The sequence below is a fragment of the Commensalibacter sp. B14384M2 genome, assembly GCF_016101865.1.
Classification (GTDB): domain Bacteria; phylum Pseudomonadota; class Alphaproteobacteria; order Acetobacterales; family Acetobacteraceae; genus Commensalibacter; species Commensalibacter melissae.
Genome location: NZ_JACFPS010000004.1, coordinates 82,040 through 106,803 on the forward strand (window position 1 = coordinate 82,040; position 24,764 = coordinate 106,803).

At 37.7% G+C, this 24,764-nt stretch carries 22 protein-coding genes; 12 read left to right on the forward strand and 10 right to left on the reverse strand.

Annotated elements, in window-relative coordinates:
* Positions 1-187: 187 nt before the first annotated feature.
* From H3R33_RS07945 to H3R33_RS07965, 5 genes are all read left to right on the forward strand, one after another.
* Entirely contained in the window at positions 188-844 is a 657-nt protein-coding gene (locus H3R33_RS07945) for an alpha/beta hydrolase (protein ID WP_198185466.1), read from the forward strand.
* Positions 845-982: 138 nt separating this feature from the next.
* Positions 983-2,491 carry an APC family permease gene (locus H3R33_RS07950; protein WP_198185467.1) on the forward strand — a complete coding sequence of 503 codons (1,509 nt, stop codon included), beginning with the start codon at positions 983-985 and terminating at the stop codon, positions 2,489-2,491.
* A gap of 39 nt (positions 2,492-2,530) precedes the next feature.
* Positions 2,531-3,352: a glycosyltransferase family 2 protein gene (locus H3R33_RS07955; protein ID WP_198185468.1), complete on the forward strand. Its 822-nt coding sequence runs from the start codon at positions 2,531-2,533 to the stop codon at positions 3,350-3,352.
* Between the two features lie 22 nt (positions 3,353-3,374).
* The gene (locus tag H3R33_RS07960) at positions 3,375-4,145 is read left to right on the forward strand and encodes a TSUP family transporter (protein WP_198185469.1); all 771 of its coding nucleotides are present in this window, start codon (positions 3,375-3,377) and stop codon (positions 4,143-4,145) included.
* Between the two features lie 45 nt (positions 4,146-4,190).
* Positions 4,191-4,577 carry a DUF4186 domain-containing protein gene (locus tag H3R33_RS07965; RefSeq protein ID WP_155566380.1) on the forward strand — a complete coding sequence of 129 codons (387 nt, stop codon included), beginning with the start codon at positions 4,191-4,193 and terminating at the stop codon, positions 4,575-4,577.
* Here H3R33_RS07965 and H3R33_RS07970 read toward each other — a convergent pair.
* From H3R33_RS07970 to H3R33_RS07985, 4 genes are all read right to left on the reverse strand, one after another.
* Positions 4,519-5,688, reverse strand: coding sequence for a glycosyltransferase family 4 protein (locus H3R33_RS07970; RefSeq protein WP_198185470.1), 1,170 nt, complete (start codon positions 5,686-5,688; stop codon positions 4,519-4,521). The two genes, H3R33_RS07965 and H3R33_RS07970, sit on opposite strands and share 59 nt — an antisense overlap.
* Before the next feature lie 8 nt (positions 5,689-5,696).
* Positions 5,697-7,604 carry a heparinase II/III family protein gene (locus tag H3R33_RS07975; protein WP_198185471.1) on the reverse strand — a complete coding sequence of 636 codons (1,908 nt, stop codon included), beginning with the start codon at positions 7,602-7,604 and terminating at the stop codon, positions 5,697-5,699.
* A 66-nt stretch (positions 7,605-7,670) separates the two neighbouring features.
* The gene (gene rpe / locus H3R33_RS07980; protein WP_110439414.1) at positions 7,671-8,336 is read right to left on the reverse strand and encodes a ribulose-phosphate 3-epimerase; all 666 of its coding nucleotides are present in this window, start codon (positions 8,334-8,336) and stop codon (positions 7,671-7,673) included.
* A gap of 147 nt (positions 8,337-8,483) precedes the next feature.
* The gene (locus tag H3R33_RS07985) at positions 8,484-9,806 is read right to left on the reverse strand and encodes an RsmB/NOP family class I SAM-dependent RNA methyltransferase (RefSeq protein WP_232342214.1); all 1,323 of its coding nucleotides are present in this window, start codon (positions 9,804-9,806) and stop codon (positions 8,484-8,486) included.
* Between the two features lie 292 nt (positions 9,807-10,098).
* Here H3R33_RS07985 and H3R33_RS07990 point away from each other — a divergent pair, with 292 nt between their 5' ends.
* From H3R33_RS07990 to H3R33_RS08010, 5 genes are all read left to right on the forward strand, one after another.
* Positions 10,099-10,878, forward strand: a complete 780-nt coding sequence (locus H3R33_RS07990; RefSeq protein WP_155566375.1) for a glycosyltransferase family A protein — start codon at positions 10,099-10,101, stop codon at positions 10,876-10,878.
* 111 nt (positions 10,879-10,989) lie between these two features.
* Positions 10,990-11,697, forward strand: coding sequence for a YggS family pyridoxal phosphate-dependent enzyme (locus H3R33_RS07995; protein ID WP_198185473.1), 708 nt, complete (start codon positions 10,990-10,992; stop codon positions 11,695-11,697).
* A gap of 57 nt (positions 11,698-11,754) precedes the next feature.
* Positions 11,755-13,863: a potassium transporter Kup gene (locus tag H3R33_RS08000; RefSeq protein ID WP_122123075.1), complete on the forward strand. Its 2,109-nt coding sequence runs from the start codon at positions 11,755-11,757 to the stop codon at positions 13,861-13,863.
* Positions 13,863-15,062 (forward strand): radical SAM family heme chaperone HemW, encoded by a 1,200-nt coding sequence (hemW, locus tag H3R33_RS08005; RefSeq protein ID WP_198185474.1) that lies wholly within the window; start codon positions 13,863-13,865, stop codon positions 15,060-15,062. Before H3R33_RS08000 ends, hemW begins: the two co-directional genes overlap by 1 nt.
* A 19-nt stretch (positions 15,063-15,081) precedes the next feature.
* Positions 15,082-15,507 (forward strand): DUF1489 family protein, encoded by a 426-nt coding sequence (locus H3R33_RS08010; RefSeq protein ID WP_198185475.1) that lies wholly within the window; start codon positions 15,082-15,084, stop codon positions 15,505-15,507.
* Between the two features lie 54 nt (positions 15,508-15,561).
* On the opposite strand, the gene H3R33_RS08015 is transcribed toward H3R33_RS08010, so the two are convergent.
* Positions 15,562-15,768 carry a hypothetical protein gene (locus tag H3R33_RS08015; RefSeq protein WP_198185476.1) on the reverse strand — a complete coding sequence of 69 codons (207 nt, stop codon included), beginning with the start codon at positions 15,766-15,768 and terminating at the stop codon, positions 15,562-15,564.
* A gap of 186 nt (positions 15,769-15,954) precedes the next feature.
* The gene (gene metE / locus H3R33_RS08020) at positions 15,955-18,246 is read right to left on the reverse strand and encodes a 5-methyltetrahydropteroyltriglutamate--homocysteine S-methyltransferase (RefSeq protein WP_198195098.1); all 2,292 of its coding nucleotides are present in this window, start codon (positions 18,244-18,246) and stop codon (positions 15,955-15,957) included.
* Positions 18,247-18,377: 131 nt separating this feature from the next.
* Here metE and H3R33_RS08025 point away from each other — a divergent pair, with 131 nt between their 5' ends.
* Complete coding sequence (locus tag H3R33_RS08025) at positions 18,378-19,277, forward strand: LysR family transcriptional regulator (RefSeq protein ID WP_122123070.1); 900 nt, start codon at positions 18,378-18,380, stop codon at positions 19,275-19,277.
* Between the two features lie 136 nt (positions 19,278-19,413).
* Complete coding sequence (locus tag H3R33_RS08030; protein ID WP_198185478.1) at positions 19,414-20,622, forward strand: lytic transglycosylase domain-containing protein; 1,209 nt, start codon at positions 19,414-19,416, stop codon at positions 20,620-20,622.
* Between the two features lie 82 nt (positions 20,623-20,704).
* Here H3R33_RS08030 and H3R33_RS08035 read toward each other — a convergent pair whose 3' ends face one another.
* The 4 genes from H3R33_RS08035 to nadA are packed head-to-tail and all read right to left on the reverse strand — an operon-like array spanning position 20,705 to position 24,712.
* The gene (locus H3R33_RS08035; RefSeq protein ID WP_155564993.1) at positions 20,705-21,271 is read right to left on the reverse strand and encodes a DapH/DapD/GlmU-related protein; all 567 of its coding nucleotides are present in this window, start codon (positions 21,269-21,271) and stop codon (positions 20,705-20,707) included.
* A gap of 46 nt (positions 21,272-21,317) precedes the next feature.
* Entirely contained in the window at positions 21,318-22,169 is an 852-nt protein-coding gene (gene nadC / locus H3R33_RS08040) for a carboxylating nicotinate-nucleotide diphosphorylase (protein WP_198185479.1), read from the reverse strand.
* 57 nt (positions 22,170-22,226) lie between these two features.
* Entirely contained in the window at positions 22,227-23,747 is a 1,521-nt protein-coding gene (locus H3R33_RS08045; RefSeq protein ID WP_198185480.1) for an L-aspartate oxidase, read from the reverse strand.
* Positions 23,744-24,712 carry a quinolinate synthase NadA gene (gene nadA, locus H3R33_RS08050; RefSeq protein WP_198185481.1) on the reverse strand — a complete coding sequence of 323 codons (969 nt, stop codon included), beginning with the start codon at positions 24,710-24,712 and terminating at the stop codon, positions 23,744-23,746. The genes H3R33_RS08045 and nadA overlap by 4 nt, the downstream gene beginning before the upstream one ends.
* Between the last annotated feature and the right edge of the window lie 52 nt (positions 24,713-24,764).

The following is a 24,764-nucleotide window of genomic DNA, read 5'->3' on the forward strand; positions in this document are numbered from 1 at the left end:
AACCTTGTCCGATCACCATATCGCTATTGATTTTTCATTTATATTTTATAGATAAGACAAAAACACTTTCACTTTATAAGAAATATCTTTATAGAGATAAACTGTTTTTATTGTTTTCCTACACTCACTTATATTATTGTTAAATCTTACAAATTGTGCCAGTTTTAATAGATAAACGGATCGTTCTATGCCAGAGGTAATGTTTGCAGGCCCAGCAGGTCGTCTTGAAGGACGCTATCACCATTCCAGTCAACCTAACGCCCCCCTTGCCTTAATCCTACATCCCCATCCTCTGCAAGGTGGGACAATGAATAACCGAATTGCCTATACAATGTATTGTGCATTCCAAAAAATGAATTTTTCCGTACTACGTTATAATTCTCGTGGTGTTGGACGGTCTCAGGGACAATATGATGGTGGTATTGGTGAAATATCCGATGCGGCAGCGGCCCTGGACTGGTTACAGATGGCGAATACAAATTCCAGGGAATTATGGATCGCGGGGTATTCGTTTGGAGCCTTTATTGGAATGCAGCTCTTGATGCGTCGTCCTGAAATACAAGGATGGATCAGCATCGCGCCATTGGCAAACCACTATGATTTTAATTTTCTTGCACCTTGCCCTTGCAGCGGTTTGATGATCGCAGGAGAATCCGACAGCATTGTCCCATTGCAGGAAATTGACAAACTTGTTGAAAAACTTAACACTCAAAAAGGCATCAAAGTTGCCTATAATACAATCCCTAATGCCGATCATATTTTTGCCGATCAAACTGAGCAGATCGAAAAAATAATTACCAATTACGTTAAGAAAATTTTAAAGAACAGATCTGATCAACCTTAGATTAACGTTGTTCTTTTTATATCTCTTTAATTTTCCCAAATTAGATACATTTTATGTTAGGTAAAATATCTGAATTTTATTTTATCATAAAATGTTGTCTTTCTTTTGGTTTATTACCTAACCCTTTACACAAAAAATATGGCCTTTTTCTCTAAACGCAAATCACTGGAACAACTTACACTTGATTCAAAAAAACATGGTCTAAAACAATGTTTGGGTCCATGGCGTTTAACAATGATTGGGGTCGGCTCTACCATTGGCGCAGGCATTTTTGTCATGACAGGAACAGCTGCGGCTAATTTTGCTGGACCAGCAATTCTTTTATCCTTCATTATTGCTTCAATAGCATGTTTATTTACTGCCCTTTCCTATGGTGAACTGGCATCCACTATGCCGACTGCAGGATCGGCCTACAGTTATGCCTATACATCACTTGGTGAAAAATTCGCTTGGCTTGTTGGATGGTTACTGTTGTTGGAATATGGAATATCGGCTGTATCAGTTGCCTCAGGATTTTCGAGTTATAGTGTATCCCTACTAAAAGATTTCCATATTCATATCGCTTCATGGCTACATAATCCCATGATTCAACCTGCAATTGGTGGATATGGAAAAGGAATTGTATTTGTTAAGTCCCTTGACCTTATTGGAGCAGGATCTGTTCTGATCGCAGCCATCTTCCTCTTATATGGGGTTTCCGAATCAACAACAATTAATGCAATAATCGTCAGTTTAAAAATCGGAGTATTAATTCTTTTTATAATTTTGGGATTTCACTATATTAAACTGGAAAACCTGACACCTTTTATCCCCTCCTCAACAGGTCCGATGAATTTTGGAATCAGGGGCATTTTTCGGGCAGCCTCAACAATTTTTTTTGCCTATATAGGCTTTGAAGCTGTTTCCACAGCCGCATCAGAAGCCAAAAATCCTAAAAAAGACGTCCCCTTTGGAATCATAGCTTCCTTGTTCGTTTCAACCATGATCTATATTGGTGTAGCGCTAATTTTAGTCGGGGTTGTTCCTTATAGAAAATTAAACATTTCTGATCCACTGGCCCTGGCAATTGATTATATGAACATGCCAAATCTGGCCTGGATTTTGAAATCTAGCGCAGTTATCGGACTTTGCTCAGTAATGCTCGTTTTGCTATATGCTCAAAGCCGCATTTTCTACATCATGGCACAGGACGGATTGCTTCCACCAATTTTTAGCAAACTTCATCCTAAACATTGTACACCTTGGATAGGAACCATTATCCTCAGCCTCAGCATCGCCATTACAACAGCTTTTTTACCTATTGATATTATAAGTGACCTAATCAGCCTTGGAACCTCTCTGGCATTTGGTATTGTCTGTTTCACGGTTATATGGCAGCGGAATGTTCATCCCAATATTCATCGACCCTTTCAAGTACCCTTTGGTGGATTCAAGATTAGAAATATCTGGATTGGCTATATTCCCGTTTGCGGCATCCTATGTTGCCTGACCATGATTTTTCCCTTGATCATTGACATGATTTATTCCCTAATTAATCACAATCCACTTCCACTGCTCTTAATGTTTATTTATAGTGTAATCGGTGTATTTGGCTATTATTATTACGGACGCAAACATTCAATTCTGTCCAATTCAAAAGAAAAATGATATTTTAAAAAAATAGTTTTTTTTAAATATGATTTTATTATGAATTTTCCATCACCCCTTCGCATTGCCGCCATTACAAAATGCTATAAAGAAACAACCATGCTTCCCATATGGATCAGGCATTATGCCAGACTAGTAGGAAAAGATAACTTATTCATACTTGATGATGGCAGCGATCCGCCTGTCAAAGCTGAACAATACATTTATGTTGAGCACATTCCACGTCGCAAGTATTTGGATGAACAAGATAGCGTCAATATAATGAGCGAATGGCAGCATAAACTTTTAAAACTTTATGACTGGGTTCTTTGTATTGACACAGACGAATTTATAATCCCCCGTCCATCTCGTTGGACTTCCTTACATGAATATCTTGCACAATGTTCTGCCAAAACATGTCGATGTGTAGGTGTGGAAATCATTGATCCTTTGATTGGAAAACCTGTTGATTGGTCAAGACCCATTTTAAAACAACGTTCCAAGGGCACCATTAAAAGTTGGTCATGCAAACCCTCAGTTTCATCAGTTCCGACGCGATGGGAACCCGGTTTTCATCGATGTCAAAATGAAACCCTTTTTGCGCACGATTTATGGCTGTTTCATTTGAAATATGCTGATCAGAACCACCTCCTAGAACGTTCAAAACTCAGACGCAGAATTCCAAGAAACCCAGAAGATATTAAAAATGGATTGGGAACCTCACATTTAATATCCGACAATGTTCTAATCAGGTTTCTAAAATCGCAGAGATCAAAAATTGGCACAGGAACCTTGGATGACTATTTGATCACTAATCCTGATCCTGATAACGCTGATTCACTCTATCTTGATATTCCCCATGAGTTTATTGATTTTTTATAATCAATTAAACAGACATCTCTAAATGCATTTTTATTTTTATGATTGTTTTCTATTTTTCATCGGTTTAATAGCCGGGACAATTGATACCCTTGCAGGTGGTGGAGGTTTAATAACCGTACCCGCTCTACTTTTTACCGGTATTAATATAATTCCTGCATTAGGTACAAATAAATTGCAATCAGCAATTGGTGAATTATCAGCCACATTACGATTTTGGAAAAGCGGACAACTAAGTTTTCATGGGCTTGCCATCCCTCTGTTTTTCACTGTAATCGGATCTGCCATAGGTACAATTACATTACAATACAGCGCTGATCAGACCCTGAACAAAATAGTCCCATGGCTTTTATTGGCAATATTGCTTTATTATTATTTATTTCCAAACCTACATTTCAATCTCGAAAAAAGACAGTTGCCCATAAAACCGAAAATACTGCCATGGATGGGGGCTGTAATTGGATTTTATAATGGCTTTTTTGGACCTGGAACAGGAGCGATCTGGACAATTTCATTAATGCAGATTTACAAATTACGTATTAACACTGCGACAATGATTGCAAAACCGTTAAATATCGCTGGAAATATTACGGCACTCAGTATCTTCATGTCAGGCGGACAAATCAACTATTTTAGTGCATTTATAATGGGTATTGGTTCTTTTATAGGCGGACAAATTGGTGCATCCTTGGTTATTTATAAGAGTTCACGTTTTTTGCGTGTATTTTTTTTAATTGTCATAACATCATGCGTATTTTACAGTTTTGTCAAATATTATAATATTCATTTTATTTGATTTATGATAATCACAGAAATAATTATTTATTAAAAAGTCACAAGAATGGTTCCTTCTTCCACAGAATTAATCTTGGATCGGCTTAATCATTCAAAATTCCGGTCTAGATTTACATTACATGAAAAAGAACGAAAATATCTAATCGATAAAGGCCTTGATAAAATAATTGAACATGCTACGGATTTCATCAATCAACGTCTGGCTCCTGCTTTTCCAAAAAATGATGGAAAACAAACGCCATGGAAAGGACATCCTGTTTTTATTGCCCAACATGCCACAGCAACTTGTTGTCGTAGCTGCCTTGAAAAATGGTATAAGATTCAAAAGGGGCAGGCCTTAACACAGACAGAAAAAGATTTTATCCTCGATTTGATCAAGGCTTGGATAAAAAGGGATTATCAAACCCATCAATCTGTGAAAAAACACTCATAACACGATCCAGACAGATAGCTTCGGTATACATTGATAAAGCCCTGACCCGCCCATTTTCTCCCATTTTTTTTCTTTGTTCTGGATGAAAAGCAAGCCAGGCCATTGCCCTGGATAGCAAAGATATAGAACCTGGCGGGATCAATAGTCCTGTTTCTGAATGCTGAACTTGTTCTCGGGAACCCCGTATTGAAGTGCCTATAACAGGTAAACCACTTAACATTGCCTCGATAATGGACATTGGTAACCCTTCAAAATGACTGGGTAAAACAAAAACATCAGCAGCTTTCATCAACTGATCTATGTCTTGACGATATCCCCAAAAACGTATTTGATTACCCAATTTTTTTTGTGCTTTATTAAAAATTTTATCCAATACCAAACCATAATCAGAAGGCAATCTTTCGCCTACAATCCATAATTCAGCTTCTGGAAGCTTTTCTGCAATTGCAGAAAAAGCGACGATTAACTCTGGATAACCTTTATGTTGAACAAGACGGGAAACTATTATAAAAACTATATGATTCTGTGGAATCTTGTTTGCCTGTCTAAATTTCTGTTTCAGGGCAATATCAGAAAAGAATTTTGCTGGATCGCGACCGTTCCCTATAAAAATAGGATTGGAATGAATGCCCAACCTTTTAGCATCTCGAGCCTCTTCCTGAGAGACAGTCATGTAAAAATTCGTAATTTTTCCACAACCCCATTCAAGAACAAAGGATAACAGACGTCTTATCCATGATTTTATACCTTTCCCGGGTTGATTAAAAAGATATCCGTGACAAGTATAAATAATTACAGGCGTTCCACATAAAAAAGCGGCTATACGTGCCAATACGCCACTTATGGGCATATGGGCATGAACGATGTCTGGTTTTTCAAGCTTGATTATACGGTAAAGGATCCAAAAAGCTTTTAACTGACCTATGATCGAAAAAGAACGGACAAAAGGAACGGTTCGGATCTGAAATCCCTCTTGTCTCACTTTCTCCAATAACTTTCCTTCTGCACAAACACCAATGACTTGATGGTGACAGGAACGCAACCTACGCATTAAGGGAAGTAAAAATTGATATAAGGCAAAATCAACATGTGCAATTTCCAAAATTTTCATAAATTCATTTATGCCTTACGACGCAGAGCCCATCGAATTTTAGTTATTTTTTCTTTATCATTTTGAGGATTCTTAATATTTGAATGATTTAGAGAACTATTTATTTCTGATTGCCTCTGAATTTCTGAAGTTTTTTCCGACAAATCTTCAGGCATTCCAACAGAAACATGATCCGCAGTGTTTCTTTGCCATATTTTTGCATCATCGTTTTGATTATGGAAAATAGCCACATAATCAGACCCTTCTTCTTTTTGCTCTTCGTTTAAAACCGATTGTTTGTCTTGTTTCTCAAATTTAGTTATAGAAGCTCTATTCTCTTCAACATCATTTTTTTTTGATTGATGCAGATTATATAAAACAATCTGTTTAGTCGCAAGTCGAACTTTTTCACCAAAGTAGACGCTATTTTCAACTTTTCCCTCTGCATCGGAAAAACGGAACCACCAAATTTGTTTACCTTCTTGAGGATGTTGAAACGATAAAACAAAAATTTTTTCCTTCTCATTTTTCCGAATTTCAACCAATTTTTCTTCAACTTTAACCGAAGGATGTAGATGAAAACGAATAGTAAAAGGATAAGACTGATCAAAATCGAGCGTTTCCTCCCCTCTTAAATCCTGACCATCCGCTGAAAGATAAAATTTACGATGATAAATTACTCCATATGCTTTTTGCCAGCCATTATGACTTAATTCCACCCAATGGGCACCCTCAGTCATTTCATGAATTGATTCAACTTTAAAATTTAAATCTTTTAATTGATTATCCTCCAGTAAAACACTTTCTGTATTGGATAATTTTAGAACAGAATGAGCCGCGGTTCCCGCCAATGCAGATCGCCAGGCTGATGATCCTCCAGCTCCACAATTAACAATTAATCTCTGTTTACCAGCAGAAAATTCAAAGGATAAAGCACCAAGATATTTTATATCTACCTTTTTCGGTGGAACACCACTGTCAATTAACAGAGTTGAACGATTGGCAAAACAACGAATATATCCACCCGCTTTCATATCCGTCATGGCGACACGTTTTTGTGTGGAATTACTCAGAACACGATCAATAAAATGTGCCTCATTCTCACTGGAACCATTAAATAGTGCAAGCCTGCCATCACCATGTCTCAATGCCCTTAAAGCACGACTGACATTATCAAGCACTAGAATAAGTTCGGAAGGGGGACGCATATTGATCAACTGGTACATCAAACGAATTTCGGTCAGATCTCTCAATACATACAGTTGTATTTCAGGGTTTCGTTCAATATGTATTCCATCTTCAAGAATCTGTTCAGCCAGTTCACTTTGCAGGAATTTACTGATTTTTGGTATTAAATCAAATTGTTCCGGCATACATAATGCAAGAGCCAGAGCGGCCTTTAATAACGTAAAATTTTCATGTGTATGATTGTCCAAAGGAAGCATGGCAACAACATATCTTCCTTCTTTCATAATTCGACGCATAAATTGTTGATGAAAATATTTTTCTGCTGATGCCGCAAAAAAATCATAGAACCCCAACCAATTCACTATACGATCTGCAAGGGTAATCGGTCTGTAAACAACAGAATCATAAGATGAAGGTGAATTGCCAATCCAATCCGTCACCAAATTTCTTGCTGCAAGACGCGCATTTTCTGTCCCTAGCTCTCGCATATCCCGTAACCATGAAAAACCATGCAGTTTGCCAATAATTTCACAGGAGAGGTTTTTATCACCCCATTGACCGGGATATAGGGAAATAACATAATCCTGGTAAATAAATTCCCCTTTTACAAGATGCATGCCATAAACAGAATTTCCGGTCCATAAATCTCGCAAAATATATGCTGGGACTTCGGGAATCTGTCCATAACCAATGGCAGGTAATCGTACCAGAGAAAGTCGGATTTTTTTAACCATTTCTTGAAAAGCCATCCTAAGCCTCCCTATTTCTCTGAATCATTTCTCCTAATGGGTGAAAGTCATAATTTAACAAATTTTTTACTTTTTAGTTCCCCGCAATGCATCTATTGCCTGACCATAATCAGGTTGACCATAAATTGAAGTTCCAGCTATCAAAACATTGGCTCCCGCTTCTATCACCAGGGGTGCAGTTTGAACATTAATCCCGCCATCAACACTGATATGAATGGAACGACCCGACTTTTGAACCATTTCATGTATTGCACGAATTTTCGCCAATTGACTGGATAAAAATTTCTGTCCACCAAAACCAGGATTTACAGTCATAATTAGAATATTATCTACAAGGTCTATAACCTCGGAAATTGCATTGGCAGGTGTGGCCGGACATAATACAATCCCGGCTTTTATTCCAAACGATTTGATATGTTGCAAGGAACGATGCGCATGAGGCCCCGCCTCGATATGAAAAGAAATTTGATCGGCACCCGCCTGAACAAACGGTTCGATAAAAGGATCGACAGGTTCAATCATAAAATGCACATCAAAAAACAACTTGCTATAAGATCGCAAAGATTTGAGAACTACTGGGCCAAAAGTCATATTGGGAACAAAATGACCATCCATAACATCAAGATGTATCCAGTCAGCACCATGTTTGTCAACCGCCCTAATTTCCTCTCCCAAACATGCGAAATCTGCCGAAAGAACACTGGGGGCAATCAAGGGAACCCTTATATCCAATTTACAGCCTTTCTAAAATTTTCAAATACTATGTCAAACTATTAACTGCAGTTTATGATAAAATTTATGAATTGAACAGAAAAAACACGATTTGATTTTATCGTGTCCACCAATACAAAGATATATTTCACTTGAAATAATGTTTAATTAGTCTTCTTTTACAAAACGTGCGATAAAAAAACCATCCATTCCGCCTTTTTCTTGCCACATAGAAGGAAGCGTCCTAATCCATCCCTCTTCTGTTAATGCTTCAGTTAAAAATGGAATTTCTTTTTGTGTAAATGGTAGAGCCCTAACACTAGGTAAATTTCTAAAAAATTCTGCCTGCTCTTCTGCCTCGGAGCGCTGTAGGGAGCAAACACTGTAAACTAATCGTCCTCCTTTTTTTAGATAACCGATCGCTGCACCAATCAACTTTCGTTGAATCTTAACAAGACTTTGAATTTCATTTTCTTTTTTTAAATGCAAAACATCTGGATGTCGTCTAAAAATACCCGTGGCAGAACAGGGGGCATCCAGTAATATCGCATCAAATTCATTTTGATAATTTAAACTTCCAGCATCACCAAGAACCAACACTGCATCCATCTGTAACCGGTTCAGATTTTCTTTCAACCGTTTTAACCGTATTGATTTTTTTTCAACCGCAACAACATTTCCCCCTGCTTGAATTAATTGTGCTGTCTTACCACCGGGTGCCGCACATAAATCAGCAACTTTTTCATTTTCCTTCACATTCAAAAGATAGGCAGGTAGAGATGCCGCTATATCCTGAATCCAGAACTGCCCCTCCTGATAACCGTCAAGCTGTTCAACCTTTACATGACAAGAATAACGCCAATGATTATTCATTAATTGCACACCTCCTTCTGGAACAGTAGCATTCGTTTTAAAATGCATATCCAAAGGGGGTTCACTATCCAACAGGGTTGCCAACTGACGAGGATTAAATCCTGCCTGATTCCATGACTTCCATAGCCATGCAGGGATATTCAAGCGATTTTGATCAAGATCCTTCAGTATGCTTGGTCCATTTTCAGAAATCCTCCTGAGAACAGCATTGACTAGACCCGTAAACTTCGCAAATCCATTATGACGCGCAAGTTCTACAGATGTATAGATAGCGGCATGTACAGGTGTTTCCAAAAAAAGAATTTGAGCCACCCCTAGCAAAATAATACATAATACCTGCTGTGGTGGCGATCGTTTCAGAAAAGGTTCTACAAGCGCCTCTAATGTTCCTTTTTTTCTCAAGATACAGACAATTAATCGATATGCTGCTGCCTTATCCCTTTGATCAACATCAACAGGTAAAGCATTTTTTAATGCTGTTTCTAACGGAAGATGTTTCCAGTCAAATATCTGACAAACAGTATCAAAAGCAATTTGTCGAGTAGGATCATTATTTCTGTCAGATCGGATATTTTCTTTCGATGACAGATGATTCTTAATTGATATATCTTTTTTCAAAAAATTATAACTTTTCTTACTTAAAATCATTATAGTTTTAAATGAATTAAATAGTAAATATATTCACTTTCAATAAATAAAATTACTACATTCTCTGCTCCATTTTTCTGATAATCAATTTTTACCAGAATTGCGAGATTTCACCTTAACTAATTATTTATCTTTAGACTCTAACAGTAAAATATTATAAATTATCCAAAAAAATAAATCCAATATAAAAGAATTTAATCCCGAATGAATTTAAATTCATATTTAAAAACTTTATCAACATAAACCCAGAAATTATATTTAAATGAAAAATTGGACTATTCTTTTACCGTATTATAATGAAGCAACTTTTCTTCCAGGTACTCTTGAAAGTATAGCATTACAAAATTATCAAAAATTTAAACTTATACTAGTCAATAATCATTCCACAGATAATTCTGAAAAGATAGCCAGAAAATTTATGGATTTTTATCCTGCAATTGAAGTGCAGTTTATCAATGAAAAACTTCCTGGAAAAACAAATGCCTTACATACTGGATTAAATCATGTCACCACCCCTTTTGTGGCAACCATGGATGCTGATACTTACTATCCTCAACATTATTTGGAATTTTGTAATCAGATCTTTGAAAGTCACCCAGAATATTCTGCCGTGATGGCTTGTGATATTTATCAGCCCTTTAAAAATCGCAAAAGTCAAAAACGATGTCGGAAAATATATTTAAAATCAAAATTAATGCCCAAGCAATGTCATGCTGGAGGATATGCACAGACTTTTCGTACTAAAAGTTTAAAGCAAATTGGGGGATTTGATCAAAAATTATGGCCTTATGTCTTTGAAGATCATGAGGTTATTCATAGACTTTTAAAAATTGGTAAAGTTTATTACTCTCCAAAACATTGGTGTATTCCATCGGAAAGACGCACAAAACATAAAAATATTCGCTGGAGCCGCATGGAAAAGTTTCTATATGAATACACCCCTTTTTTTCTCAAGGATTGGTACTTTTATTCTTTCTTAAAAAACAGGTATATTAAGAAAAACACTTCCATTCTTCAGCTTAGACAACGGGAATGGGAATAAAATCCAATTCGTGAGGATTAATTTGAATACTTCAGTGAAAATAATCCTATTTGAAATAACTTACCGATACTGTATGATAAAATGTGTTTCTAATTTTATATAATTTATTAAATGCATGATTCAATCCAAAAAATTATAAGCCGAAATTTAAATTCTATACGGGATAAAATTCAACAGGCTGCTTGTAAAGCTGGACGTAAACCAAATGATATTCGACTTGTTGCCGTTTCAAAATTTCATCCCGTGGAATCAATATATGCAGCTTTCAATGATAAACAGTTGATATTTGGTGAAAACCGTATTCAAGAGGCAAAAAAGAAATTTGCACCCATTTTTTCGGAACAGCCAGATATTAAGCTGCACATTATAGGTCCCATCCAGAGCAATAAATTATTGGATGCCGTTAAAATCGCGGATACAATTGAAACTGTTGACCGCCTGTCAATTCTCGACCCGCTTGAAAAAGCCATTCAGAAAACAGGACGGTCCCCCACCCTTTTCATCCAAATCAATACAGGAAGAGAACCGCAAAAGGCAGGAATTTATCCCGAAGATGCGGATCATTTTATTTCATTGTGCTGGAAACGGTTTGGATCCTCAATTCAGGGTGTAATGGGTATTCCCCCCGTTCATGAAGACCCTGTTCCTCATTTTAGAAAACTTGCCAATCTTGCCAGAAAATTTGATCTGAATGAAATATCAATGGGAATGTCAAATGATTTTGAAACAGCCATTGCATGTGGAGCAACGTATGTTAGGGTGGGAACTGGAGTATTTGGAACACGCCCTTTAAATCCTAAAAATAATTCATTCCAATAATGAACAGCTGCAAATTTAATATTTACCGCAATCGCAACCTAGGTGGAGTAATATATCATGCTTTCTTCTCATGAGGAAAACATCAACCCTGATAATGAAGCAAACCAAGAAGAGAATGATAGTGTAAGTACGGATGATATCAATATCATCGAGGGAAAAACCCCTTCAAAAATAGAAAATGAGGATGAAACTCCATCAGATACACTTTATAAACAAGACACAATTGCGGTATTACCATCTCTGGATCAGGAAAACCAAGTTACAGAATTCGGAACCGATCAACCAGAACATAAAATCAGACCATTAAGTTTGGCTATTTTGTTGACTGTTCTGGGCGTTGTCTATGGTGATATCGGGACAAGCCCTATTTACGCCCTACGTTCCACAATTTTAGTTGTATCCAATCATCACAGCAATATTAAGTCCTGGGAGGTTTTCGGTGTTGTCAGCTTAATTTTCTGGGCATTAATATTAATCGTTACAATTAAATATGTAACGCTGGTTATGCGCGCTGATCATAATGGAGAGGGTGGAATCCTCGCCTTGATGTCCTTGGCTCAACGTGTATCAAAAACAACCAGAGGAAAAATATTTCTGGGAATTGTCGGTATTGCAGGAACCTGTCTTTTTTTTGGAGATGGAATGATTACCCCGGCAATTTCAGTTTTGTCAGCAATTGAAGGTCTGGAAGTTTCTCTTCCAGAGACAAAAAATTTCATCATCCCCCTTGCCCTTATAATCCTGGTTGCATTATTCAGTTTTCAAAGCAAGGGAACTGAACATATAGGTAAAATTTTCGGTCCAATCATGCTTATATGGTTTGCGACTATAGGTTTTCTGGGTGCCTATGAGGTTCTGAAATATCCCTATATCCTTTTGGCTCTTTCTCCGCATCATGCGATTTTATTTATTATCCATCACGGTTGGATGGCGTTTATTGCCCTTGGGTCTGTCGTTTTGGCAGTAACAGGTGCTGAAGCTTTATATGCTGATATGGGACATTTTGGAAGAAGTCCAATTCGTTACAGCTGGATCTGTTTTGTCCTTCCTTGTCTGACTTTAAATTACCTTGGACAAGGTGCCCTCATTCTTTCCAATGCCAAATTTCTGGAAAACCCGTTTTTCTATTTGGCTCCTCATTGGTTTAATATCCCTCTGGTTATCCTTTCCACATTTGCAACTGTTATCGCCAGTCAGGCTGGAATTTCAGGAGGATTTTCACTTGCACGCCAATTAACCCAACTTGGATATTTTCCAAGGCTGCGTATTCGACATACCAATGCACGAGAAGAGGGACAAATTTATATTCCTGAAGTCAATAATGCCTTAATGATAGGGTCCCTCTTATTGATTTTAAGTTTCCAATCCTCTGATGCATTGGCCGCTGCATACGGAATTGCAGTTACGGGAACCTTTACTTGTACCTCTATTCTTTCCTCTGTGGTTTTTAACCGTTCTTACAAATGGTCGATATACAAAGTCGCATGTACATTTGGAATTTTCTTTATCATTGATATCACTTTCTTTTCGGCAAATGCCCTGAAGATTCCACAAGGCGGGTGGGTCCCATTATTATTGGGAATTTGTTTGACCATCCTCATGACGACATGGAATAAAGGACGCACCCTGGTTTATAATAAACGGGCACAAAGTGCTTTACCAATCGCCTCATTTTTAAACCGCCTACCTCAATCCCATTTAACAAGGGTTCCTGGTATTGCCATTTTCATGACACCAGACCCTCTTTCTGTTCCAAGTTCCCTATTACATAACATTCGGCACAACAAAGTTTTACATGAACATGTATTTTTTGTAACTATTGAAAATCTGAAACAACCAGAGGCGGAACGTGGGCACCGTATTGCAATGCGACAACTCGCACCCAATATTTATCAAGTGATAATTCGATACGGATTTATGGAAATGCCTAATTTACCCCGCGCTCTTGAACTGATGAAAACTCAACCCAACCTGAAATTCTTTGATACTTTACAAGCTTCATATTTTACAACAAGGGAACAAATTGTAAGAGCCCCTATTTCTAAAATGAGTAAATGGCGAATGAATATATTCATGTTCATGTTACGTAATGCCAGCCCGATTACCGATTTCTTAAGAATTCCCGTTGATCGGGTTGTTGAACTTTCAGTCCGTATTGCTGTTTGATGAATGAAATAAAATTAGTAAATTTGGAAAAAAAGACAAGAAAACATAAGCCTGATCCCTTGGCTCTTTATATCCATTGGCCTTTTTGCCTGTCCAAATGTCCCTATTGCGATTTCAATAGCCATGTTGCCCAAATCATTCCACAGGAAACCTATGCACATGCTTTGCTTCAGGAATTACGTCATGCTATTTCAAATATTGAAAATTATAAGTTAAGCTCAATTTTTTTTGGTGGTGGCACACCCTCTTTAATGGATCCTATAACAGTGCATAAATTGATTGATTATGCCATCAAGCATTTACCTGTTACTGAGGACCTTGAAATCACCCTTGAAGCCAATCCAACCAGTGTTGAAATCCAAAAGTTAAAAGATTTTCAACAGGCAGGTGTTAACCGCATTTCCCTTGGTATCCAAAGTCTTAACCAACAAGCACTACAAAGGTTAGGTCGTCAACATGATGCAAAGCAGGCAATTGACGCCTTAACACTTGCCAAACGCCTATTTCCGAGCATTTCCTTTGATCTTATCTATGCACGTGAGGAACAAACCCTTTCCGAATGGCAGAAAGAATTAAAAATGGCACTGGATTTGGCTCATGATCATTTATCACTCTACCAGTTGACAATAGAACCAGGAACAGTTTTTGCCAAATATGAAAAACAGGGGAAATTATCTCTCCCTGATGAAAAATTAAGTAGTGAATTATTAATTGCCACGGAAGAAATGACACATCAATATGGTATGTATAATTACGAAATTTCTAATTATGCTAAAATTGGTGCGGAAAGCAGGCACAATCTTGCCTATTGGCGTTATCAGGATTATATTGGTATTGGGCCGGGAGCACACGGCAGAATTACGGAAAATGCTGTTTTATATGCTACAGAACGTAAGAAAAATCCTAAAATTTGGCTTGAATTAGTGCAAAAAAATGGTAACGCCCTAATTATCAAGGAAGCCTTGAATTCAATCGACAAAGCCCGTGAAATGATATTAATGGGTTTACGTTTGAAAGAGGGTGTTGATTCTATTGCCTTTCAAAAAAAATGCAATATGACTTTAACCAATGCAATCGATATGAAAATCTTAGAAGCGCTTGTAGAAGAAGATTATATCTTGTGGGACCAAAAACGGTTGAAAACAACCCCGACAGGAAGCATGCGGTTAAATGCTATTTTAGACATCTTGGTAAAATAGGAATATTATTTTGTTACACATGATGAAGGTTGCAGTTGGTATCCAAGATATTGCGCATTTGAAAATTATTAATGAACAAATGGCAGTGAATAACAATGGAAATTTATACACTTTAACACGTTTTATGCCGAAACAGGCCGATGAAATCTTAAAAAATGGTTCCCTATACCGGGTTATTAACGGAACTTTATGTTGCCGACAGAAAATTGTTGATTTTCTGCCAGGTCAACGGGAAAACGGAAATCCCTGCATTCAAATTATTCTTGATTCAGAAATAATTCGTACCTTTTCCATTCCAATTCGCCCTTTCCAGGGATGGCGTTATCTTAAAAACACTGATGCGCCTAAGGATTTGCCATTAAGCCATACAAATATATCAGCAGAATTACCTAAAAAGCTGAGAAAAGAGTTGGAAACTCTAGGATTAATTGATTCTATTGGATAGGAAATCGATAATTAACCAATATCTATAACCCTATATGGTTTATTCTTCTGTATATTATTTCTCTTTCAAAACCTGATCAGCTTTATGATCAACGGTTTCTTCCTGTTCTTTTGTTAAATTGCCTTTATGATATTCCTCAGACGCCCTTGCTTTGGCATTCCTTGCTCTGTTTTTTGTATCCAAGGGATATTTACGCTCATCAGGCAATGCAAATTCCTGATCTGGTAAAGATTTACGTTGTTTTGATGTTAATTTAGTCATAATTACTCCCCTCCTTGAAAAAGGAAAATAACATTGAACCATTAAATATAGTTAATCATAAAACAAAATCTATTATTATTCAATTCGCCAAAAAAATTACTTTCAATCCTTCCGATATATTTTTAGAAATATATTAAATAACAATCAAGGACTGATCTTTTATTGATCAGTCCTTTTCGATACTATTTAATGTGTTTTTTTATATTCCTCTCTCAAGATCTGCGCTGCCTGTACCATATTTTTCAATGAAGGAATAACCTCTGACCATTGACGTGTTTTCAAACCACAATCTGGATTAATCCATAACCTTTGAACAGGGATATAATTTTCAGCCTGATGAATTAAATGAACAATTGATTCTACTGTTGGAATATTGGGAGAATGAATATCATAAACACCTGGGCCAATGCTGTTTGGATATTCAAATTTCTCAAACGCTTTTAACAGCTCCATGTGAGAACGTGAGGTTTCAATTGTAATGACATCAGCATCCATCTGGGCAATAGCAGCAATAATATCATTGAATTCCGAGTAACACATATGGGTATGAATCTGCGTTTGATCCTTTACTCCATTCGCTGTTATTCTGAAAGACCGAATTGCCCAGTCCAGATATTTTTGCCATTCTGAACGACGCAAGGGTAATCCTTCCCGTAAAGCCGCCTCATCAATTTGAATAATGCGAATACCTGCCTTTTCTAAATCCAACACTTCTTGACGTATCGCCATAGCCAATTGATAACAGGTTTCCGAACGTGGCTGGTCATCTCTTACAAATGACCAGTTCAACATGGTTACAGGTCCCGTCAACATGCCCTTCATCGGTTGTGCCGTTAAAGATTGGGCGTAAGTAATCCATTCAACCGTCATTGGTTCAGGACGACTAATGTCTCCAAAGATAATCGGGGGTTTTACACATCTGGAACCGTAAGATTGAACCCAACCTTGTTGGCTAAAAACATATCCTTTTAACAATTCACCAAAATATTCCACCATATCATTCCGTTCTGGCTCGCCATGAACCAAAACATCCAATCCCAGTGATTCCTGCTGTTCGACACAATAAGCAATCGCCTCTTTCATACGATTGCCATAATCATTCAAAGAAAGTTCACCCTTACGAAATTGACTTCTGATCTGGCGTATATTCTGAGTTTGTGGGAATGAACCAATTGTAGTTGTTGGCAACAATGGCAAATTCAAGATTTTTTGCTGTAATTCCATACGATCGGCATAGGCACTTTTTCGGTTTCCCAATTCCGATGTTATCGATTGACATAGTTTTTTAATTTTATCATTATGAACTCTATTTGACTGACGCCTGTTATTCAGACAAGCCTGGTTACTAGATAATGCCTCTTTTACTGACTCTCTTCCTTCATTTAGAGCTTTAGCCAAAACAGTAATTTCATCAAGCTTTTGTATTGCAAAAGAAAGCCATGAACGAATTTCCGCATCCATTTTACTTTCACGTTCCAGGTCAACAGGAACATGTAATAATGAACATGAGGGGGCCAGCCACAATCGTTTTTTTAATATAGCATAGATAGGCTCTAGCCATTCAAGCGTAGCATTCAAATCCGTCTTCCAGATATTACGCCCATTAACAACTCCCAATGAAAGGACTTGTTTATCTTTTAGCTGTTTAATTATGGCAGGAATTTCATCACGCGCATTTATGGCATCAATATGAAACCCCTGCACCCCCAATTCTGGCAATAAAGCTATATTTTCTTTTAACTTTCCAAAATATGTTGCTAACAAAATATAGATTGGTGCCTGTTTCAAAACCCTGTAGGCAGAAACAAGTGCCTTTTTCCACTCTTCTGCAAGCTCTGTCATCAAAATTGGTTCATCAAGTTGAACCCAGCTTTCCCCCTGTTCTGCCAACTCTTGCAATAATGCTTGATATTGTTCCAAAAGTGCAGGTAACAAAGCTAGTTTGTCGCTTTTATCCTGCTCTTTTCCCAACCATAAATAGGTAACTGGTCCTAACAATACAACTTTTGTTTTTAAACCTTTCTTTTTCGCTTCCTTCAATTGATCTAGCAAAATCTGGCTATTTAAAACAAACCGTGTATCCTTGGTAAATTCCGGTACAATGTAATGATAATTTGTATCAAACCATTTAGTCATCTCACCTGCCGCAACGTGACAAAGGCAAGAATTTTTTCCACCGGAACGTCCACGTGCAACCTGAAAATAATGATCTAATTTCTCCCCTTGCTGTTGTTGAATACGTGATGGAATATTACCAAAAAGAAAACTTGTATCCAGAACATGGTCATAATAGGAAAAATCCCCAACAGGAACAAGATCGAGTTTACTTTGATTCTGCCAATGACACTGCCGTAAATTTTGGACTGTTTGTTCCAATTCACCTGAGGAAATATTTCCTTGCCAGTACGCTTCAAGCGCAAATTTCAATTCTCGCTTTACACCAATTCGAGGAAATCCTAGATTATGTACTGTTACCATTTTTTATTCCTTTACTTGCCTATTCAACATCGGATTTTGCTCTAAACACCCTATTCAGATAACAGCATAAAATAAAATGATATTATTTCATCGATCCATTAACTTTATTCATAGGATATAATCTTGCATTCATGATTGAGATCATTCATTTAAAAATCATTCAGGAAATCGAAACGCAAAAATCAATGACTGCCGCGGCTGTCAATTTGTGTTTGACACAATCCGCCTTAAGCCACGCCATTCGGAAACTCGAACAAAATTTGCAGGTCAGCCTATGGCGACGGGAGGGAAAATACATGCAGCTAACTCAGGCGGGACAGGAATTATTGACGCTGGCCCATCGCATATTACCTCAGATCGAACATAATGAATCAAAATTGAAACAATATGCGCAGGGGAGTATTGGCAGTCTAAAGATTGGCATGGAATGTCATCCCTGTTATCAATGGCTGCTTAAAGTAACCTCACCCTACTTAAAACAGTGGCCTCAAGTTGAACTCGATGTCAAACAAAAATTTAAATTCGGTGGTTTAGGGGCGCTACTGAATTATGAAATAGACATCTTAATAACCCCTGACCCGATTATTAAGTCTGACCTCCATTTTGAACCTGTCTTTAATTATGAACAGATCTTAATTGTTGGACCTTCACATCCCTTCCGAAATTTACCGTATATCACTCCAGAACAAATGTCCTCAGAAACTCTTTTAACTTATCCTGTAGAACCAACTCGACTGGACATATATAGTCTCTTTATGGCACCAAAGGGTATAATGCCACGTCGTCATAAAACAATTGAAACAACGGATATAATTTTACAAATGGTTGAAAATAATCGAGGCGTAACGGCTCTACCACATTGGTTGGTACAGGAAAACAAAGAACGCTTTGAAATCTTTCCTGTCAAACTGGGAAAAAAAGGAATTCCAAAACAGTTATTTATTGGAATACGCAAGGCCGACCAATTAACTAATTATCTCGATGCTTTTATTCAGCTATCCAAACAAATATCCTTTCCAATGTCGACCTGAAATACTCAAAATAAACTGTATAATCTCCAATTTCTGACCAAATATCATAGAATAGTTTTTAACAAAAATGATTATATCTGTTACCATCTGAAACTTAAATTTTATAGTCGGTATTTTTCAAAGAAATCAAAAAACCATGCAGGAAACAATTTGCAAAAATTTTTATGTTCCAATCCAATTTTTGCTTTTGTTTTCTTTGCTTTGCCTCTCTGCCTGTGGTGGAGGAAAGCATTCTTATAATGGAAAAGGAGGCATTTCTTCACGATATAGCAATTACATGCCTGGCTATCCTAAAAAATGGAACCCTCCGGGTCCCCCTCTTGATCCGTGGGGTCCATATATCAATCAATCCTCACAACGTTTCAATGTTCCTGATCAATGGATACGGGCCATCATTTTACAAGAAACGAGAGGATATCAATATTATAACAAACGGCCAGTCACTTCACCTCATGGAGCAAAGGGATTGATGCAAATCAAGTCAACAACTTATAAAGATTTAGCAAAACGCTATAATTTGGGAAATGACGTATATGATCCGCATGATAATATCATGGCTGGAACGGGATATATCCGCACCTTGTATAATAAATACGGTGCTCCCGGCTTTGTTGCAGCTTACCATGGTGGACCTGGAACTTTGGATGCCTATCTAAAAAGAGGAACCGCATTGCCAAAGGCAACCAAAAACTACATGATTTCCGTCACTCCCAATCTGGGGAATTCAGTACCTATGAGTGGACCTTTTGCGATTTTTGGCGGACCTTACGCCAAAAAAAATACTCGTACCCCATTACCACTTGAGGCTTATTATTCACCGAAAACCTATAGCCCCGTTCAAATGGTTACAACAGCACAGGTTATGCCTTCTGAAAGTAAAAACGAACTTAAAAAATTCATTGTCAAAGATAATGAACATGCAATTGCATCAGATAATGCCAATGAACCTCCAATCATGATTGTTCCATCCAATTATCATCCTGCATATGATGCAAATGTCCATAACAATTCAACTTCATCCAATGCTTATTATTCAACAAAACCCAAAGCCCCTTCTATTATTCGAACCTCTCCTAGCAGTAGACATTATTATATATCAACAAAAGGTAACTGGAATATTCAGGTTGGAGCTTTTACATCTGCAGATTTAGCTAATCACGCAATTGCAATCGCAAAACAAAAAGCCGCCAGTTTACTGGTCCTGGCGTATCCAAATATTGAAACCGTTCAGAAAAACGGAAAAACATTATACCGAGCCAAATTAGGAGGATTAAGCTATGCAACAGCCTTACAGGCTTGTAATTTGCTAAAAATAAAAAGAATGAATTGTGTTCCTGTTCAATAATACAAAATTGTAATTTTCAGTTATTTTGAATTTGTTCAATAATTTTATGGTCAATGGCGGTAGATGCATCATATATATCTTTCTATATACTTTTTATCCATTTTGCCGGCACACCTGCATAAACACTTTTAGAGGGTACATTTTTAGTTACAACAGCACCGGCACCGATTATTGAAAAATCATGAATAGTAACACCAGGCAAAATTGTGACGTTCGAGCCTATCCAAACATATTTTCCAATCTTAACAGGAGATGGATATGTCGTACCACGATCTCTTATATCCAAACCATGATTTAATGTAGCAATCGTAACATTCATGCCTATAGCACTGTGATCACCAATAAAGATTCCTCCCCTATCCTGAAAAGAACATCCTGTATTAAAAAATACATTTTTACCAATATGAATGTTTTTACCGAAATCAGTATAAAAAGGAGGAAAACAAACAAAAGATGAATCTACAGTTTTTCCTGTCAGACTACTGAAAATATCAACGATTTCTTTTTGCGTATGAAAGCTATTGTTTAATTCCATTATTATTTTTTGCGCTTCAAAGGCACATTGGTATAACAGCTGCATCAATTCTTTTTCGTTAGTGGAAATGGAATGTCCGGCCTGACAGTATGTAATGAATTCCTCCATTTGCATAAAATGATCCTTTTCTATTACTGGAAAGCTTTTGTTAGTTCATCTATCACGAAATAAAATCAAGTCCTATATCGAGAATAGGTGCACTATGGGTTATCCAACCTACAGAAATCAAGTCAACACCGCTTTCAGCAATTGTCCGAGCCGTATCGGGATTGATACGCCCCGAAGCTTCTATGATGGCACGTTGATTAACAATCGCAACCGCCTCTTTTAAAGTTTCAGGATCCATATTATCTAGCAAAACGGCATCAACACCCAATGCCATGGCTTCTTTTAATTGATCCAGCGTATCCACTTCTATTTCAATTTTAACCATATGCCCTGCATTTTTTTTAGCCTGTTCAAGCGTCTTACGTATTCCACCCGCGATTGCAATATGATTGTCTTTAATCAAAACTGCATCATATAAGGCAAAACGATGGTTCATTCCACCACCACACCGCACAGCATATTTTTCCATCAGGCGTAAGCCTGGTGTTGTTTTTCTCGTACAAACAACTTGTGTTTTGGTTCCTTCAATAGATTTGACAATCTTATGAGTTACCGAGGCAATTCCAGATAGATGGCTCATGAAATTCAAGGCAGTTCTCTCACCTGTCAGAATTGCACGGGATGACCCTTCAATAATTGCTATCACATCTCCCGGCTTTAATATATCTCCATCCTTTTTCTTCAAATCTACATTAACTAATGGATTAATTAAGGTAAAAGCCATTGAAGCGATATCCACTCCTGACAATATACCAGTCTCTCTTGAAACCATCGCCACTTTGGAGTGGTGATTTTCATCAATAACTGCATTAGTGGTTATATCCCCAGCCAACCCTAGATCTTCCAATAACGCATTGCGAATAATGGGTTCAATTAGGATATGGGGCAAAGCTGGAATCGTCATAGTCACCTCTATATTCTGATAAATCTATAATATACAAACTAATTTCATATAATAACATCACAATGTCTTGGCATACTGATATGCCTGATCAAAACTGATGAAAGATCGATTGGCTTTTTCAAGCGTAGCAGGATAATCCTGTCGATAGTGTGCCCCTCGAGATTCTTTCCGCAAGAACGCACTCACTGCTATCATCAGGGCAATTTGTTCTGGATTAAGGACATATTGATCATCATATTCATTAACCAGGGTAAGAAACTGCCGAATTGCCGATCTCAAAGTATCCTCATCTCGAATGATATTTAAATCTTTCTGCATTATCTTTTTTACAATAGGTAAACGGTCAGAAATCACAATCCCAGTTTCACCTATCTCATTATCATTACTTTGAATGGAAGGATGATTATCCAAAATTGCCTTGGCTGCCCGCATGGCCATAACTGTAGCTTCCAGCAATGAATTACTGGCCAAACGATTTGCTCCATGTAAACCCGTAGAAGCAACCTCACCCACTGCCCACAAACCTTTTATCGTTGTTTCTCCATTCAAATTTGTCTTAATGCCTCCCATATGAAAATGTTCAACGGGTTTGACAGGAATCAAATCCATTGAAGGGTCAATACCGACTTGATGACATAACTGTGCAATGGTTGGAAAACGTGTCTTGAAACCTTTGCCTAAAGCCTTTCTGGCATCAAGATAAACTTTTTTACCCTGAATAGTCTGATGATAAATTGCTCTTGCCACAACATCACGGGATGCCAATTCCTGTCCTTCTGTATTGGCCAGAAACCGTTGGTTATCACTATTAACCAAAACAGCCCCTTCCCCACGAACCGCCTCGCTGATTAAAGTCTTTGGAAAAATATTTACATCAAGTGCGGTTGGATGAAACTGAATAAATTCCAGATCAGCTAATACAGCACCAATATCAGCCGCCAAAATCAGACCTTGACCATAATTTTGCAGAGGATTTGTACTTTCCTCAAATAACCCGCCAATACCACCGGTGGCCAACACAATAGTGGATGTCACGATTGACCTGAATTGACCTTCTATTTGGGTTATTACTCCCCTTATTTTATTTTTATCCTTTAGAAGACGAACCGCAATGGTGTTTTCCATTACAGTTATTGAGGGGGTTCGCAAGACCGTCTCTGTCAACGCTTTGATAATGCCCCGCCCGGAAGCGTCTCCATCAATATGAAAAATTCTCCGATGACTATGTGCACCCTCTAACCCGAGCCTAGGCCTGCCATGGCGATCATGATCAAAAACAACACCATATTTCTCCAATACTTCAATTGCCTTTCTTCCATCGTCCAATATGGTGGCGACAGCTTTTTGATCACATAATCCCGCTCCAGCCCTTAAAGTATCCTCTATATGCGCGGAGCTGTCTTTCTCTTCATGACTGGCCGCCGCAATTCCACCTTGCGCATAAATACTGGATGTCTCCTGTCCTATCTTTCCCTGCGTCAAAAGCAAAACCGGCAATGGCGCAAGTTGTAATGCCGTCATTAATCCAGCCAATCCACTGCCAATCACGACAACAGGTGACTGCATAATGTTTTTCATATTTCTAACATCCTTTTGATGGAAAGGCGTGCCTTATCAGCAATAGATGGATCAATCGTGATTTCATATTTATTTTCTTCCAACGAAGTCAAAATATTATCCAATGTGATACGCTGCATATGAGGACATAGATTACATACACGAATAAATTTGATATCTGGATGTACTACCGCCAGATTGTCACTCATTGAACATTCAGTCAGCAAAATCACTTCATCAGATCTTTTTTGCTTGATGAAATCTGACATCTCAGCCGTAGATCCAGAAAAATCAGCCGCTTCAATCACCTCAGGAGGGGATTCAGGATGCACCAGAATTGCAGCCTCTGGATATTCAGCTTTCAACTGCTTGACTTCCCGTGATGTAAATCTTTCATGAACTTCACAATGCCCCTTCCATGTCAGAATCTCGACGTTGGTTTGTTTTGCAACATTTTTTGCCAGATGTTCATCAGGAATCATGATGACCCTAGGAACTCCAAGCGCTTCAACAACCTTTTTGGCATTTCCGGATGTACAACAAATATCCGAAGCCGCTTTAACCGCCGCTGAAGTATTCACATACGTAATAATAGGAATACCTGGATATTTCTTACGTAATCCCATGACATTCTCTGCCGTAATAGATTCAGCCAAAGAACAACCAGCCTTCAAGTCGGGAATAAGAACTGTTTTGTCAGGATTGAGTAATTTTGTCGTTTCTGCCATAAAATGTACGCCTGCCACAACAATGACATCCGCGTCAATTTTTTCAGCCTCCCGTGCCAAAGCAAGACTATCCCCAACGATATCAGCAACCGTATGAAAAATTTTTGGAATTTGATAATTATGCGCCAGAATAACCGCATTACGTTCTTTTTTTAGCTGGTTAACACGTTGAATTTTTTTTGTTAAACTCATTCGTTCCGGGGCAGCAGCAATTCTGCCCAGTTTATTTTCTAAATAATCAGGTAGTCCCTGCCGCATGTCACTCTCCTTTTATACTCAATTTGAGTATATATATGCCATTTTATCCTTA

Bases quoted from the DNA above. Each gene is read 5' to 3' on its own strand.
- H3R33_RS08025 (WP_122123070.1), top strand. From the start codon at position 18,378: ATGATTGAGATCATTCATTTAAAAATCATTCAGGAAATCGAAACGCAA.
- H3R33_RS07955 (WP_198185468.1), top strand. From the start codon at position 2,531: ATGAATTTTCCATCACCCCTTCGCATTGCCGCCATTACAAAATGCTAT.
- H3R33_RS07990 (WP_155566375.1), top strand. From the start codon at position 10,099: ATGAAAAATTGGACTATTCTTTTACCGTATTATAATGAAGCAACTTTT.
- H3R33_RS07965 (WP_155566380.1), top strand. From the start codon at position 4,191: ATGGTTCCTTCTTCCACAGAATTAATCTTGGATCGGCTTAATCATTCA.
- H3R33_RS07960 (WP_198185469.1), top strand. From the start codon at position 3,375: ATGCATTTTTATTTTTATGATTGTTTTCTATTTTTCATCGGTTTAATA.
- hemW (WP_198185474.1), top strand. From the start codon at position 13,863: ATGAATGAAATAAAATTAGTAAATTTGGAAAAAAAGACAAGAAAACAT.
- metE (WP_198195098.1), bottom strand. From the start codon at position 18,246: ATGGTAACAGTACATAATCTAGGATTTCCTCGAATTGGTGTAAAGCGA.
- H3R33_RS08000 (WP_122123075.1), top strand. From the start codon at position 11,755: ATGCTTTCTTCTCATGAGGAAAACATCAACCCTGATAATGAAGCAAAC.
- H3R33_RS07950 (WP_198185467.1), top strand. From the start codon at position 983: ATGGCCTTTTTCTCTAAACGCAAATCACTGGAACAACTTACACTTGAT.
- nadA (WP_198185481.1), bottom strand. From the start codon at position 24,712: ATGCGGCAGGGACTACCTGATTATTTAGAAAATAAACTGGGCAGAATT.
- nadC (WP_198185479.1), bottom strand. From the start codon at position 22,169: ATGACGATTCCAGCTTTGCCCCATATCCTAATTGAACCCATTATTCGC.
- H3R33_RS08030 (WP_198185478.1), top strand. From the start codon at position 19,414: ATGCAGGAAACAATTTGCAAAAATTTTTATGTTCCAATCCAATTTTTG.
- H3R33_RS08010 (WP_198185475.1), top strand. From the start codon at position 15,082: ATGATGAAGGTTGCAGTTGGTATCCAAGATATTGCGCATTTGAAAATT.
- H3R33_RS08045 (WP_198185480.1), bottom strand. From the start codon at position 23,747: ATGAAAAACATTATGCAGTCACCTGTTGTCGTGATTGGCAGTGGATTG.
- H3R33_RS07945 (WP_198185466.1), top strand. From the start codon at position 188: ATGCCAGAGGTAATGTTTGCAGGCCCAGCAGGTCGTCTTGAAGGACGC.
- H3R33_RS07975 (WP_198185471.1), bottom strand. From the start codon at position 7,604: ATGGCTTTTCAAGAAATGGTTAAAAAAATCCGACTTTCTCTGGTACGA.
- H3R33_RS08015 (WP_198185476.1), bottom strand. From the start codon at position 15,768: ATGACTAAATTAACATCAAAACAACGTAAATCTTTACCAGATCAGGAA.
- H3R33_RS08035 (WP_155564993.1), bottom strand. From the start codon at position 21,271: ATGCAAATGGAGGAATTCATTACATACTGTCAGGCCGGACATTCCATT.
- H3R33_RS07970 (WP_198185470.1), bottom strand. From the start codon at position 5,688: ATGAAAATTTTGGAAATTGCACATGTTGATTTTGCCTTATATCAATTT.
- H3R33_RS07995 (WP_198185473.1), top strand. From the start codon at position 10,990: ATGCATGATTCAATCCAAAAAATTATAAGCCGAAATTTAAATTCTATA.